The following is a 14021-nucleotide window of genomic DNA, read 5'->3' as shown; positions in this document are numbered from 1 at the left end:
GCCCGTCATCGCTCGGAGAGAACTTCGCCGATGTATCTGGCAACGGCGGCAACCGATGCAATTGTTCCCGGATAGTCCATCCGAGTGGGTCCGAGCACACCGACACCACCGAAAACGGTACCGGCCGCGCCGTAGCCAGTCGAAATCACGGAGGTTCCGCGCATCTGCTCGACCTGCGTCTCTTCACCGATCTGAACGGTGACCGTGCCGGAATTCTGCGTCGCAGCGAGCAGTTTCAGGACCACTACCTGCTCTTCCAGTGCCTCGAGCACTGCGCGCAGCGAACCGGGGAAGCCGGCCAGACCGGAGAAATCAGCGGCGTTGCGCGTGAGGTTGGAGGTTCCCCCCAAGACCAAGCGATCTTCCGGATGCTCGACCAGGGTCTCGACCAGAACGGTTGCCGACCGGATCACGGCATCGCGCAGGTCGGCCGGAGATTCGTCGGCCAGTTCCGCCACGGCAATCGACGCGGCGGCCAGGCGCTTGCCTTCCAGTGCTCCGCCGAGAAGCGTGCGCAACCGGGACAGATCCTCGTCTTCGAGAACGTCCCCGAGTTCGACGATTCGTTGATCGACGCGGCCGGAATCGGTGATGAGAACGAGGAGCAGACGCGCGGGCGTCAGCGCGACCACCTCGAGGTGGCGAACCGACGATGCGGACAGCGACGGGTACTGGACAACCGCGACCTGACGGGTCAGTTGCGCGAGCAGTCGCACACCTCGACGCAGAACGTCGTCGAGGTCGACGCCTGACTCCAAGAACTCGAGGATTGCTCGACGCTCCGGCCCGGACATGGGCTTGACGTCGGCAATGCGATCGACGAACTCGCGGTATCCCTTGTCGGTAGGGACGCGCCCGGAACTGGTGTGCGGTTGGGCGATGTAGCCCTCGGCTTCGAGGAATGCCATGTCGTTGCGCACAGTGGCGCTCGACACTCCGAGGTTGTGACGCTCGACCAGTGCCTTGGATCCCACCGGGTCCTGGGTGGAGACGTAATCGGCCACGATTGCACGTAAGACCTCGAAACGCCTGTCGTCGGTACTCGACATCGTTGCCACCTCCGTTTCCTGAACAGAACGAACACCGACATTTACACATCGGTTCCCACTGGCAGTCTAATCGTCCGAGCGCCAGAGACGGCTGTTGCCCTTACTGTGGAGTGAGATCGGTGAACGGCCGATCGCACAACCACGGACAAGGCGGCACATGATCTTCAAAGGCGTGATGGACGGCAAACCGTATCCCGATCACGGACTGTCTCTACGCGACTGGTCGAAGTTCCCTCCACGTCAGGTTCGACTCGACGAGATCGTGACCACCACGAAAGTCCTCGAACTCGATCGCCTGCTGTCGGAGGACTCGACCTTCTACGGCGATCTGTTCCCTCACGCGGTGCACTGGCGCGGCACCCTTTACCTCGAGGACGGCCTGCACCGAGCGGTTCGTTCGGCCCTGCGAAACCGCGTCGTTCTGCACGCGCGTGTCTTCGACTTCGACGCAATGCCCGGTGTCATCGAGGGCGTCCGCTGACGCTCAGGCGACAGTCACGAGCAGCGCAGGAGTCGTTTGCCCCGGCCAGGTTCCGGTGAGCGTCGCCGAGCCTGACACTCGGTCTGCGTCGATCACTCTCACCACGGTCAATTCCAGGTCTCCCGCGCTGATGATCGTGTCGGTGCCGACTGTCGAGCAGGTCACGGATTCGACGACCGGCACCGACGCCCCGGCCTTACCGCTACCCGTGACGTGAGCTGTCACCGGAATGTGATCGCCCGAATCCGCGAAGACCAATTCAACCCCGGTACCGCCGGTGAGAATCGCGGTCGCCAACGCGGTCACGTAGACCGGATCACAGCACGCGTCGTACACCCACCGCTTACCCAGCACCGAATGATCCATGGTTGCGATCAGTGCAGCGTCCTCCCCGGCCAGTGGAGCACCACGGTAGGTGAGCGGGACCTGGAGAATTCGATCGTCGGCCGTGCGGAGCAGGTGCGTCTCGATTCCGACCTCACCGTCCGGGTCGTCGAAACGATAGGCGTCGACGCGTTCGAGCGTCGAACAGTCGACGGAACCGAGCCACGGCTGCGTGGGTACCCACGCTCGGAGCAGGTCGTTCTTGGAGGGATTCAACTGCGCACGATGAATGATGGCCACCGCGGTCACGTTACGCGGGAAGAGATGGCGACGCCGGAAAGCGCGTCAGGTCAGAATCGTGCGAATCACCGCATCGGCGAGCAGGCGACCACGGTCGGTCAGAACCACGTGATCGTTCTCGATCACAGCCAACCCGTCGACGACCACCTGATCGGCCGAAACCCGTTCGGATGCAGACAGTTCCGAGAGCGGAAGCCCAGTACGCAAGCGTGCGGTCAACATGACGCGCTCCATGTGTTCGTCCTCGGGGGTCAGTTCTTCACTGCCGCCGACGGGAAGTTCACCGAGCGCCAACTGTTCCGCATACCGCGCCGGGTGTTTGACGTTCCACCACCGCACTCCACCGACGTGACTGTGCGCGCCCGGTCCGGCGCCCCACCAGTCACCGCCATCCCAGTACCCGAGGTTGTGTCGGCAACGGGTGTCACCGGAGTCTGTGGTTTCCGCTTTTGCCCAATTGGAGACCTCGTACCATCGCAAGCCCGCATCGGCCAGGCGTGAATCGATTCGTTCGTATCGCGAGGCCAGCACGTCGTCGTCCGGGGCCGGCAGCTCACCGCGCCTGACCTTGCGAGCCATGGCGGTGCCGTCCTCGACGATCAGCGCGTAGGCCGAGACGTGGTCGACATCGGCGGAGAGAACCGCATCGAGTGAAGCGTCCAGATCCTCGTCGCGCTCCCCCGGAGTTCCATAGATCAAATCCAAGTTCACGTGCGAAAAACCAGCTGCGCGAGCCTCTTTCGCGGCAGCGACAGCGCGGCCGGGAGTGTGCGTGCGGTCGAGGATCTTCAGGACGTGCTGAGCCGCGGACTGCATGCCGAGGGAAATACGGGTGAATCCGGCGCTACGGAGAGCACCGAAGAATTCCGGCGAGGTCGATTCGGGATTCGATTCCGTGGTCACCTCGGCGCCCGATGCCAAACCGAAACTGCTGCGCACCGCCGACAGCACGTCGGACAGTCCGCCGCCCCCGAGCAGCGACGGCGTTCCGCCACCTACGAACACCGTCTCCGCTGCCGGGGCACCCGTCATCTCGGCTGCGAGATCGAGTTCGCGCCGCAGACCTTCCAACCACGACTGCGGCGATGCCGAGGTTCCGAGTTCACCGGCCGTGTAGGTGTTGAAATCGCAGTACCCACACCTGGTGGCACAGAACGGGACGTGGATATAGATCCCGAACGGCCGTTTCCCGACACCCTCGAGCGATCGCGCGGGCAAGGCGAAGGGTGTCGCCTCGCTCTGCCGAGTGGGAGTCGTACTGGTGGCATTCACGCCTCCAGTGTCCCAGCATCCGGAACACACGCCTATTCAGCCTGCGATGCAGGTCGGCACGTGGCTTGAACTCGATATTTCCCCCGTTTTTCGTGGAAATATGTCCCCGAGTCGGAATTATCGAGTTGACGTGGCACAATGGTCCGCATGACCGGACTCGGAGTGCGACTTGTGGCGCGTCGCCATGTCGACTTCAAGCGTGTGTGCAGCTCGTCGTGTCTGCACCTGTGTAGCTGTTGATCTTTCACTGATCTTCCAGCCTTTCCCGCTCATCTCCATCTGCTTCACCGAAACAATCTCTGCAGAGACACTTCGTTTCGAAGACACGTCATTTCAGAGATACAGCTTCTCCAGCTGTTCGTTTTCATGAGCACACCTGCCGGCCGCGAGCTTTCCGAGATCGAGGACAGCCCCCTCGATTTCTGACACGGACCGGTGCGTCCCGATCAGACACCGCCACAGTTCGTCGATAGTGCGTGCCGCGTGCCGATCAACCGCCCAGATCCAGGAGTTCATCGATGACGTCGACCACCGACGCCGCCACACCCGCCGATTCGGCAGCAGCTGCCGAAGCCCGGCCTGCACGCGCTGCGCGTCCCGCCAAGCGTCGCGCCGAAGGTCAGTGGGCCCTCGGTTACCGCGAGCCGCTCAACGCCAACGAGCAGGCCAAGAAGGACGACAACCCGCTCAATGTTCGGGCCCGCATCGAGAACATCTACTCCAAGCAGGGCTTCGACAGCATCGACAAGGGCGACCTTCGCGGCCGCTTCCGCTGGTGGGGTCTCTACACCCAGCGCGAAGAAGGCTATGACGGCACCTTCACCGGCGACGAGAACATCGACCTGCTCGAGGCCAAATATTTCATGATGCGCGTGCGTTGCGACGCCGGCGCTCTGAACGTCGAGCAGCTGCGCACCATCGCCGGCATCTCGAAGGAATTCGGCCGGAACACCGCCGACCTGTCGGACCGCGAAAACGTCCAGTTCCACTGGATCGAGGTCGAGAACGTCCCGGAGATCTGGAAGCGCCTCGAAGCCGTCGGACTCAAGACCACCGAAGCGTGCGGTGACTGCCCCCGCGTCGTCCTCGGTTCTCCCCTGGCCGGCGAATCGCTCGACGAGGTCCTCGATCCCACTCCTGCGATCGACGAGATCGTGCGCCGTTACATCGGCGACCCCAAGTACTCCAACCTGCCGCGCAAGTTCAAGACCGCCATCTCCGGTCAGCAGGATGTTGTTCACGAGATCAACGACATCGCCTTCATCGGCGTGAACCACCCCGAGCACGGCCCCGGCCTCGACCTCTGGGTCGGCGGCGGCCTGTCCACCAACCCGATGCTGGCACAGCGCGTCGGCGCCTGGATTCCGCTCGACGAGGTCCCGGACGTCTGGGAGGGTGTCGTCTCGATCTTCCGTGACTACGGCTACCGCCGCCTGCGCGCGAAGGCAAGGCTCAAGTTCCTCATCAAGGACTGGGGCATCGAGAAGTTCCGCGAGGTTCTCGAGACCGAGTACCTGAAGCGCCCGCTCATCGACGGCCCGGCGCCGGAGAAGCCCAAGCGCCCGATCGATCACGTCGGCATCCAGAAGACCCGCAACGGCCACAACGCAGTCGGTTTCGCTCCGATCGCCGGCCGCGTCTCGGGAGACATCCTGGCTCAGGTCGCCGACGCCGCGGAGAAGGCCGGCAGCGACCGGATCCGCTTCACGCCGTACCAGAAGCTGATCATCCTCGACGTCGCCGACGAGACCCTCGAGCCGCTCATCGCCGATCTCGACGCGCTGGGCCTTCCCGCCCGTCCGTCGCACTGGCGCAAGAACCTGATGGCCTGCTCCGGCATCGAGTTCTGCAAGCTCTCGTTCGCCGAGACACGCAAGCGTTCGCAGGTGCTCGTGCCCGAACTCGAACAGCGTCTCGCCGACATCAACAGCCAGCTCGACGTGCCGATCACCATCAACATCAACGGTTGCCCCAACTCCTGCGCTCGCTCGCAGATCGCCGACATCGGCTTCAAGGGTCAGCTCGTCGACGACGGTGAGGGGAATCAGGTCGAGGGTTTCCAGGTTCACCTGGGAGGCAGCCTCGGATTCGACAGCGCCTTCGGACGCAAGCTGCGCCAGCACAAGGTCACCAGCGTCGAGATGGGTGACTACATCGACCGCGTCGTACGTCAGTTCGTGAAGAACCGCAACGAAGGTGAACGGTTCGCCGAATGGGCAGTGCGCGCAGACGAAGGAGATTTGCGATGACAGTGGACATTTCGCGAGCAACTGCCGACGAGCTTCGGTCCATCGCCGAGCGCGGTGCCGTAGAACTAGACGGAGCCAACGCCCAGGAACTGTTGCAGTGGACCGAGGACACGTTCGGTGACTCGTACATTGTTGCGTCGAACATGCAGGACGGAGTGCTGGTTCACCTTGCCGCACAGGTGCATCCGGGCGTCGACGTACTCTTCCTCGACACCGGCTACCACTTCCCGGAGACCATCGGCACGCGTGACGCGGTCGAGCAGGTCTACGGCGTCAACGTCATCAATGCGCGTGCGCTGGCAAGCGTCGCCGAGCAGGATGTCGCCGAGGGCAAGGATCTGTTCGCCCGTGATCCCAACCGCTGCTGCGCATTGCGTAAGGTCGCGCCCCTCAAGCAGGCGCTGTCCGGCTACAGCGCGTGGGTGACCGGCATCCGCCGCGTCGAAGCTCCCACCCGCGCCAATGCTCCCCTGATCTCCTTCGACGAGGCCTTCGGACTCGTGAAGATCAACCCGATCGCTCCGTGGTCGGACGAGGAGATGCAGAACTACATCGACACCCATTCCATCCTCGTCAATCCTCTTGTCGACGAGGGATATCCGTCCATCGGCTGCGCACCCTGCACCAGCAAGCCAGCCCCCGGCAGCGATCCACGTAGCGGTCGTTGGGCCGGTGCCTCCAAGACAGAATGCGGGTTGCACGCATCATGACAGTTGACTTGACACTTTCACGTCCTCAGCTCGACGGCACACAGTTCGATACTCTCGACGCCCTCGAGTCCGAAGCGATCCACATCTTCCGAGAGGTGGCCGGCGAGTTCGAACGCCCGGTCATTCTCTTCTCGGGCGGCAAGGACTCCACCGTGCTGCTGCATCTGGCGATCAAGGCCTTCTGGCCTGCGCCGCTGCCGTTCACCCTGCTGCACGTCGATACCGGCCACAACCTGCAGGAAGTTCTCGACTTCCGCGACCACGTCGTGGCCAAGTACAACCTGCGCCTGCACGTGGCCAGCGTCGAGGAGTACATCGCGGACGGTCGCCTCACCGAGCGCCCCGACGGTATTCGCAACCCGCTGCAGACCGTTCCGTTGCTGGACGCGATCTCCGAGAACCGCTTCGACGCCGTATTCGGTGGTGCTCGCCGCGACGAGGAACGGGCCCGCGCCAAGGAGCGGATCTTCTCGCTGCGCAACGCTTTCGGTCAGTGGGACCCCAAGAAGCAGCGCCCGGAACTGTGGAACCTGTACAACGGTCGCCACTCCCCCGGCGAGCAGGTACGAGTCTTCCCGCTCAGCAACTTCACCGAGCTGGACATCTGGCGATACATCGCCCGCGACAACGTCGAACTCGCCAGCATCTACTACGCCCACCAGCGTCCGGTGTACCAGCGAGACGGCATGTGGATGACGCCCGGCGTCTGGGGTGGACCGGCTGACGGCGAAGAGCTGCAGACCCTTTCGGTGCGTTACCGCACCGTCGGCGACGGTTCGACCACCGGCGCAGTCCTCTCCGATGCGGCTGACAACGAGGCCATCCTGGCCGAGGTTGCGGCATCACGTTTGACCGAGCGCGGCGCAACCCGTGGCGACGACCGAGTTTCCGAAGCGGCCATGGAAGACCGCAAGCGAGAGGGCTACTTCTGATGAGCGATCTGCTCAGACTGGCAACTGCCGGCAGCGTCGACGACGGAAAGTCCACCCTCGTGGGCCGTCTGTTGTACGACACCAAATCCGTTCTCGCCGACCAAATCGACGCCGTCACCCGCGCGTCAGTGGACCGTGGTCTCGACACCCCTGACCTCTCGCTGCTGGTGGACGGTCTTCGCGCCGAGCGCGAGCAGGGCATCACCATCGACGTGGCGTACCGCTACTTCGCGACCCCCAAGCGCACGTTCGTGTTGGCCGACACACCGGGCCACGTGCAGTACACCCGCAACACGGTCTCCGGCGCCTCGACGGCGCAGCTCGTGATCTTGCTGGTCGATGCCCGCAAGGGTGTCATCGCACAGACACGCAGGCACGCAGCAGTTCTCGCGCTCCTCGGTGTTCCGAAGCTGGTTCTCGCCGTGAACAAGATCGACCTCGTCGAGAACCCCGAAGAGGTCTTCACCTCGATCTCCGCCGAGTTCAACGAACTCACCAGTTCTCTGGGCTGGGCGAGCGAAGACGTCGTGGAGATCCCGGTGTCTGCCCTGCACGGAGACAACGTCGCGATCCGCTCGGAAAAGACCCCGTACTACACCGGTCCCACGCTGATCGAGCACCTCGAGTCGATTCCGGTCGACGCCGAGCCGCATCGCGTCGGCCTGCGTTTCCCGGTGCAGTACGTGATCCGTCCCCGCACCGCCGAGTTCCTCGACTACCGCGGCTACGCCGGTCAGGTTGCCGCCGGTTCCGTCGTGCCCGGCGACGAAGTGGTGATCCTGCCCTCGGGTACGCGCACCACCGTCACACGTATCGACACGGCCGACGGCGAACTGGACGTCGCCCACGCGGGACGCAGCGTCACGTTGATCCTGGCTGACGACGTCGACGTCTCACGCGGCGACACCATCGCGTCGCCGTCTGACGCACCCGAGCCGATCGGCGAATTCGACGCCACTGTCTGCTGGCTGGCCGAGAAGTCGCTGCGCCCCGGTGCACGATTGCTGCTCAAGCACGGCACGCGTACGACGCAGGCCATCGTGGGCAGCTTGGTGGAGCGCTTCAACGAGCAGGACCTGACCACAGATCAGGGCCCGGACACTCTCGAGCTCAACGAGATCGGCAAGATCTCGATCCGAGTTGCCGAGCCGATCGTGGCTGACGACTACGCCGTCAACCGCCACACGGGCAGCTTCCTGCTGATCGATCCCGCGGGCGGGAACACCCTCGCCGCAGGCCTCGTCGGCGACGTCATCTCCGCCGTCGAATTGGGCGAGCGCGTCTAAGTAGATGGTTCCGCTCATTGCTGTTGCGCACGGAAGCCGCGATCCCCGTTCAGCTCGGGTGATCGCGGCTGCCGTCGCGGCTCTTCGTGAAACGCGGCCCGATCTCGACGTCCGGATGGCTTTCCTCGATCTCAACGCGCCATCCATCGATCAGGTCCTCGATGGTGTTGCTGCCGACGGACACACGCAAGCTGTCGCTGTCCCCATGTTGCTGGGCAATGCGTTCCATGCTCGGGTAGATCTGCCCGGGCTCTTGGCCGCAGCCGCGATCCGCCACCCCCAACTAACCGTGTTCCAAGCTGACGTACTGGGTCGTGATGCTCGGCTGATCGAGGCCGTGCGTGAGCGAATCTTCGAAGCAGGTGCCCAGCTGGACGATCCGTCGGTGGGGGTCGCTCTTGCGGCAGTCGGCTCGTCCGACGCGCGCGCCAACGCCGCAACCGCAGAATTGGCGTCCACACTTCTGACCGGAACCAACTGGTCGGGTGTTCGAATCTGCTTCGCCACATCCGCGGAACCGACAGTTGCCCAGGCGATCTCCGCTCTCGAGCAGGACGGCGCCGAACGTGTTGTCGTTGCACCGTGGTTCTTGGCTCCCGGCCTACTGACCGACCGACTCAGCGCTGCCGCAGCAACGGCATGTCCGCGCGCGCGTTTCGCCGACACGATCGGTGGGCACTCTCTACTGATCGAAACGATGATCGACCGTTACCGACAAGTCGCTGATGCACTACCCGACCGTCTGGTCCGCTCCGCCTGATCCGGTTTCACAGGCCGTTATCAGATTGTTACCGTAGTGTTGGACCTGTCCAGCTCGCGAAGGCACCTCCTTCGCCTGCGAAACAGATCTTTGGGTGCAATCCCCTCAGAGCGCCGCGAGAGGGAACACCATCACTCACAATCTTCGCCTCGGCACAGCTGGCATCGCATGGGTCCTGTCGGTGCTCTACCTGCTTGTCGAAATCTTCACGGCCGGAGCCTGGAAGACGCCGTACAGCTTCGCGCGCGACTCCATCAGTTCGCTGGGCGTGACGACATGCAGCGTGGATTCGTGTTCGCCGATGCACGACGTCATGAACGCGGCTTTCATGATTCTCGGTGCGCTCACCATCCTCGGTGCGGCCTTGCTGCACAAGTACATTCCGAACGGTCGTGCGAAGAAGTGGATTCTCGGTCTTGCCGTCGTCGTTGCACTGAGCACCGCGGCCACCGGCCTCTTCCCGGCCAACGACGGAACCTTCGTTCACTGGACTGCCGTGTTCCCCGGCTTCGTCGCCCGGCATGCCGTTCTCGTACTCATGGCCTTTTCTTTCTGGCGTCATCGTAGGTGGATCGCAGTGTGGTCGGGGCTGTGCGCGGCCACCGGAATCGTCGGCGCCGTACTGCTTCTCGGACGAACCCTCACCTTCGGCCTCGGTGAACGCCTGACGCTGTACCCACTGCCTATGTGGATGGCTGTCACCGGCGTCGCAGCCCTGCTCGCATTGATGCGCCGAACCGTGTTGAAGAACGTGGAACTGACACTGCCCGGTAACGGATTCATCACCGCTCTGTTGTCGTTGCGCCCGCGCCGATCTCGCGCAGCAGTGCCCACCGACGTTCTCGCGCCCCGGGAGCTGACCAGTTTGTAGCGAACCGGGGGTGAGCAGGGACACACTGGTAAGCAGGCGACGCGAGGAGACTTCCATGACCAGTGCATCTGTTCGACACGGAATCGTGGCCGGTATCGACGGCTCGGCAAGCGCGGTCAACGCCGCGAGGTGGGCAGCATCGGCTGCAAAGAGATTCGACGAACCACTTCGCCTGACCCACGTGCTGCCAGGACAACCCGAGTCCGGTGGAGGTACCAACGTCACCGACGAAGAGATGTTCGACCACCACCTTCGCGTCGAGGGTGCAAAATTACTCGACGAGGTCGAGGACGCCATCCGCGATGATCACACCGACGTCACCATCGAACGTGGCCTCGTGACTGGTACTCCCGCAACCACACTCGTCGAACTCTCGAAGTCGGCTCGCATCGTTGCACTGGGTCAGGCCGGCACCAGCGAAATGCAGTCCGTGTTTCTTGGATCCGACACCATTCGGGTGGTCAACCGTGCGCACTGTCCCGTGGCCGTATTCCGAGGTACGGGTGATCACGCGATGGCCGACACCAGGCCCATCGTCGTCGGCGTCGACGGGAGCAAGCTCAGCGAACTCGCCGTCGCGCATGCTTTCGAATTTGCCGCGTTCCTCGATGCACCGTTGGTTGCGGTCCACACTTGGAACGAGCACGCCTCGCTGGGCGGGTACTCCGAAGCCAGGCGCTTCGTCGACTGGGGTCCGTACGAGCAGCATGAGCACGCACTGCTGTCCGAGTGCCTCGCCGGCTGGACGGAGAGGTACCCCGACGTCGAAGTCACCCGCAGCGTCCAACGCAGTGGACCGATGAAGGCACTGCTCGAGCATTCAGCGGAGGCGCAGCTCGTTGTCGTCGGTAGCCATGGCCGCAGTCCGTTCATGGCGTCGATCGTCGGTTCGACCAGTCAGAGCCTGATCCACCACGCCCAGTGCCCGGTCCTCGTTTGCCGCGAGGGCTGAACACGCACAGCTGCCGCACCCCCATTTCTGAGCGAACGGCACTTTCGGCGCCTTCAGTAGACCGAAAGTGCCGTTCGCTCAACCGGGAGTGGGGGTTAAACAGGCCAAACAGGGCAGACACGGCGAGCAGGTCAAACCTGGCCGACGACGCTCACCGTGACCGGCTCCTGCACCGGCGTCGACACCGGGGTCTCCGGCAGATCCGGCACCCGAGTTGCCCGGGCGTACACCGTCTCCCCCGCCTCGAGGTGCAGCGCTGCACTGTCACCGCGCGTGACCTGAGCCGAGAACAGCTCACCGGTTGCCTCGTTGCGCAGGTCGACCCGAACCTCGAAGCCGAGGTACACGACGCGCTCGACAGTTGCGCGTGTGACGCCGAGGGACTCGGCCGTTCCGGACTCCTGAGCGAGAGCCATGCTCGGATCGCGGCCGAGGCGGATGTCGTGCGGACGGACCAGCTGCCCGTTGAGCTTCGCGACGGATCCGAGGAAGGACATCACGAAGTCGTTGGACGGGCGGTCGTACAGGTCGGCAGGTTCACCGATCTGCTCGATTCGCCCCTTGTTCAGCACTGCGATTCGGTCTGCGACGTCGAGAGCCTCTTCCTGGTCATGGGTGACCAGGACGGTGGTGACGTGTACTTCGTCGTGCAGGCGACGCAACCATGTGCGCAGGTCGGCACGGACCTTCGCGTCGAGCGCACCGAAGGGCTCGTCGAGCAGGAGAACCTGCGGGTCGACAGCCAGAGCGCGCGCCAACGCCATGCGCTGACGCTGGCCACCGGACAGCTGCGCCGGGTACCGGTGTTGAAAGCCGTCGAGGCCGACGATCCCCAGTAGTTCGTTGACCTTCTTCTCGATCTCCGGCTTCGGGCGCTTTCGGATCTTGAGCCCGAACGCCACGTTGTCACGCACCGTCATGTGCTTGAACGCGGCGTAGTGCTGGAACACGAAGCCGATGTCACGCTTCTGCGGCGAGATGCCGGTGACGTCCTTGCCTGCAATGGTGATGGTTCCCGAATCGAGTTCTTCGAGCCCGGCGATCGAACGCAGCAACGTCGACTTTCCCGAGCCACTGGGCCCGAGCAATGCCGTCAACGAACCCGAGGGAATGTTGACCGTCACGTCGTCGAGCGCCGCGAAATCACCGTAGTTCTTGCGGGCCCCGGTCACTGTGATCATGTGGTGCTCCTCTTACGGTCCAGCAGCGTCATCAGCAACAGGACAATGATGGCGATGCCCATCAGCAGCGTTGCCGCCGAATACGCACCAAAGGTGTTGTGGTCGTCGATGTATCGCGAATGCACCAGCAACGTCAGTGTCTGGGATACCCCTGGGAAACCGGAAGAGACCATGATGACTGCGCCGAATTCACCGAGCGAACGCGCCACCGTCAACACGATTCCGTACGTCAAGCCCCAACGGATCGCGGGCAAGGTGATCCGCCAGAACGTCTGCCAGCCCGAGGCACCGAGCGTCGCGGCCGCTTGTTCCTGCTCGTCGCCGATCTCGTGAAGTACGGGTTCGACTTCCCGGACGACGAAGGGCAGCGTCACGAAAATCGTCGCGATCACCATGCCGGGCAAGCCGAAGATGACCTTGAACCCCAACGATTCGATCCCGCCGAACCAACCGTTGGCACCCCACAGAAGAATCAAGGACACACCGACGACGACGGGCGAGACCGCGAACGGCAGGTCGACCACAGACTGCAGAACTCCGCGGCCCGGGAACCGACCACGCACAAGAGCGAGTGCGGTGACGACGCCGAACACCACGTTCACGGGAACCACGATCGCCACGATGATCAGCGAGAGATTCAGCGCCGAGATCGCTGCCGGTGTCGTGATCGATTCGATGAACGGACCGATCCCGTTCTCGAACGTTCGTGTCAGGATCACGCCGATCGGCACGACCAACAAGACGAACAGGTAGACGAGAGCGATGGTCCTCAGACCGATCTTCGATCCTCTGGACACGTTCATCGGGAACTCTCCTCACGTCGCTGTCCGCGCGAAGCGAAGATTCGCAGGACGAACAGCGTCACGAATGCGATGGCGAGCAACGCTACCGACACTGCAGCGGCGTTGGTCGGACGATCGATCTCGATCTGCTGCTGAATGTACTGCGACGTCATCTGTGTCACTCGCGGGATGTTGCCGCCGATGAGGACGACGGAACCGTATTCACCGATCGCTCGCGCGAACGCGAGTCCCGCGCCGGAGATGACGGCAGGCGCCAGCGTCGGAAGAACGACGGAGCGAAAGATCGTCCAGTTGGAAGCGCCCAACGATGCAGCTGCTTCCTCGACCTCACGGTCGACCTCCATCAGCACCGGCTGCACAGAGCGAACGACGAACGGCAAGGTCACGAAAGCCAGCGCCACGATCAGACCGGGCTGAGTTGCATTGAGGTGGATGTCGATCGGCGACTGCGGGCCGTAGAGGGACAACAGCACGATCGACGCCACGATGGTCGGCAACGCGAACGGCAGGTCGATCATCGAGTTGACGATGCGCTTGCCCGGAAAGTCGTCCCGGACCAGTACCCACGCGATGATCGTGCCCATCACCACGTTGAGCAATGCGACGATCACCGAGACGAACAACGTCACGCGCAACGACGCCAAGGCAACGGGTGCGGTGACGGCGTCCCAGAATCCGGAGATCCCCTCGTCGAACGCGGTGGCGGTCAACGCGGCGAGCGGAAGCAGAACGATCACGGAGAGCCACAGGGTGGCAACTCCGATTCCGAGCGGCCCCACACTCCCCGTGACCCGCGCGAGTTTTCGCCGACGAGCCACGGGGGTGGGGTCAATAGTGTCAGTCACGTCAGT

At 63.4% G+C, this 14021-nt stretch carries 14 protein-coding genes; 8 read left to right on the top strand and 6 right to left on the bottom strand.

Annotation, left to right across the window (positions count from 1 at the left end; translation table 11 throughout):
• Positions 1-5: 5 nt before the first annotated feature.
• Positions 6-1049, bottom strand: coding sequence for a heat-inducible transcriptional repressor HrcA (hrcA, locus tag R4P65_RS08700; protein WP_003944583.1), 1044 nt, complete (start codon positions 1047-1049; stop codon positions 6-8).
• 157 nt (positions 1050-1206) lie between these two features.
• Here hrcA and R4P65_RS08695 point away from each other — a divergent pair, with 157 nt between their 5' ends.
• Positions 1207-1530 carry a type II toxin-antitoxin system VapB family antitoxin gene (locus R4P65_RS08695; RefSeq protein WP_230813911.1) on the top strand — a complete coding sequence of 108 codons (324 nt, stop codon included), beginning with the start codon at positions 1207-1209 and terminating at the stop codon, positions 1528-1530.
• A gap of 3 nt (positions 1531-1533) precedes the next feature.
• On the opposite strand, the gene R4P65_RS08690 is transcribed toward R4P65_RS08695, so the two are convergent.
• Positions 1534-2154: a CG0192-related protein gene (locus R4P65_RS08690; RefSeq protein ID WP_317826200.1), complete on the bottom strand. Its 621-nt coding sequence runs from the start codon at positions 2152-2154 to the stop codon at positions 1534-1536.
• A gap of 45 nt (positions 2155-2199) precedes the next feature.
• Positions 2200-3426: a radical SAM family heme chaperone HemW gene (gene hemW / locus R4P65_RS08685; protein ID WP_317826199.1), complete on the bottom strand. Its 1227-nt coding sequence runs from the start codon at positions 3424-3426 to the stop codon at positions 2200-2202.
• A 518-nt stretch (positions 3427-3944) separates the two neighbouring features.
• On the opposite strand from hemW, the gene R4P65_RS08680 reads away from it, so the two are divergent.
• The 7 genes from R4P65_RS08680 (at position 3945) to R4P65_RS08650 (ending at position 11186) form a co-directional block, all read left to right on the top strand.
• Positions 3945-5675, top strand: a complete 1731-nt coding sequence (locus R4P65_RS08680; protein WP_230813917.1) for a nitrite/sulfite reductase — start codon at positions 3945-3947, stop codon at positions 5673-5675.
• Positions 5672-6385 carry a phosphoadenylyl-sulfate reductase gene (locus R4P65_RS08675; RefSeq protein ID WP_317826198.1) on the top strand — a complete coding sequence of 238 codons (714 nt, stop codon included), beginning with the start codon at positions 5672-5674 and terminating at the stop codon, positions 6383-6385. Before R4P65_RS08680 ends, R4P65_RS08675 begins: the two co-directional genes overlap by 4 nt.
• A complete protein-coding gene (gene cysD, locus R4P65_RS08670; protein WP_020908199.1) occupies positions 6382-7317 on the top strand; it encodes a sulfate adenylyltransferase subunit CysD in 936 nt (311 codons plus the stop codon). The genes R4P65_RS08675 and cysD overlap by 4 nt, the downstream gene beginning before the upstream one ends.
• Positions 7317-8603, top strand: coding sequence for a sulfate adenylyltransferase subunit 1 (locus R4P65_RS08665; protein ID WP_230813920.1), 1287 nt, complete (start codon positions 7317-7319; stop codon positions 8601-8603). Before cysD ends, R4P65_RS08665 begins: the two co-directional genes overlap by 1 nt.
• 4 nt (positions 8604-8607) lie before the next feature.
• Positions 8608-9363 (top strand): sirohydrochlorin chelatase, encoded by a 756-nt coding sequence (locus R4P65_RS08660; RefSeq protein ID WP_317826197.1) that lies wholly within the window; start codon positions 8608-8610, stop codon positions 9361-9363.
• A 94-nt stretch (positions 9364-9457) separates the two neighbouring features.
• Complete coding sequence (locus tag R4P65_RS08655) at positions 9458-10234, top strand: DUF998 domain-containing protein (protein ID WP_317826196.1); 777 nt, start codon at positions 9458-9460, stop codon at positions 10232-10234.
• 55 nt (positions 10235-10289) lie between these two features.
• Positions 10290-11186: a universal stress protein gene (locus tag R4P65_RS08650; RefSeq protein WP_317826195.1), complete on the top strand. Its 897-nt coding sequence runs from the start codon at positions 10290-10292 to the stop codon at positions 11184-11186.
• A 131-nt stretch (positions 11187-11317) separates the two neighbouring features.
• Here the strand turns inward: R4P65_RS08650 and R4P65_RS08645 are convergent, their stop codons facing one another.
• The 3 genes from R4P65_RS08645 to cysT are packed head-to-tail and all read right to left on the bottom strand — an operon-like array spanning position 11318 to position 14015.
• On the bottom strand, positions 11318-12367 hold the full coding sequence (locus R4P65_RS08645) for a sulfate ABC transporter ATP-binding protein (protein ID WP_317826194.1): 1050 nt from the start codon (positions 12365-12367) through the stop codon (positions 11318-11320).
• Positions 12364-13170 (bottom strand): sulfate ABC transporter permease subunit CysW, encoded by an 807-nt coding sequence (gene cysW, locus R4P65_RS08640; RefSeq protein WP_283304165.1) that lies wholly within the window; start codon positions 13168-13170, stop codon positions 12364-12366. The genes R4P65_RS08645 and cysW overlap by 4 nt, the downstream gene beginning before the upstream one ends.
• Positions 13167-14015 (bottom strand): sulfate ABC transporter permease subunit CysT, encoded by an 849-nt coding sequence (cysT, locus tag R4P65_RS08635; protein WP_283304164.1) that lies wholly within the window; start codon positions 14013-14015, stop codon positions 13167-13169. Before cysT ends, cysW begins: the two co-directional genes overlap by 4 nt.
• Positions 14016-14021: the final 6 nt, after the last annotated feature.

It is taken from the genome of Rhodococcus sp. IEGM 1318 (assembly GCF_033142465.1).
In the GTDB taxonomy this organism is placed as follows: Bacteria; Actinomycetota; Actinomycetes; order Mycobacteriales; family Mycobacteriaceae; genus Rhodococcus_F; species Rhodococcus_F qingshengii_B.
This window is presented reverse-complemented; position numbering and strand designations above follow the sequence as displayed.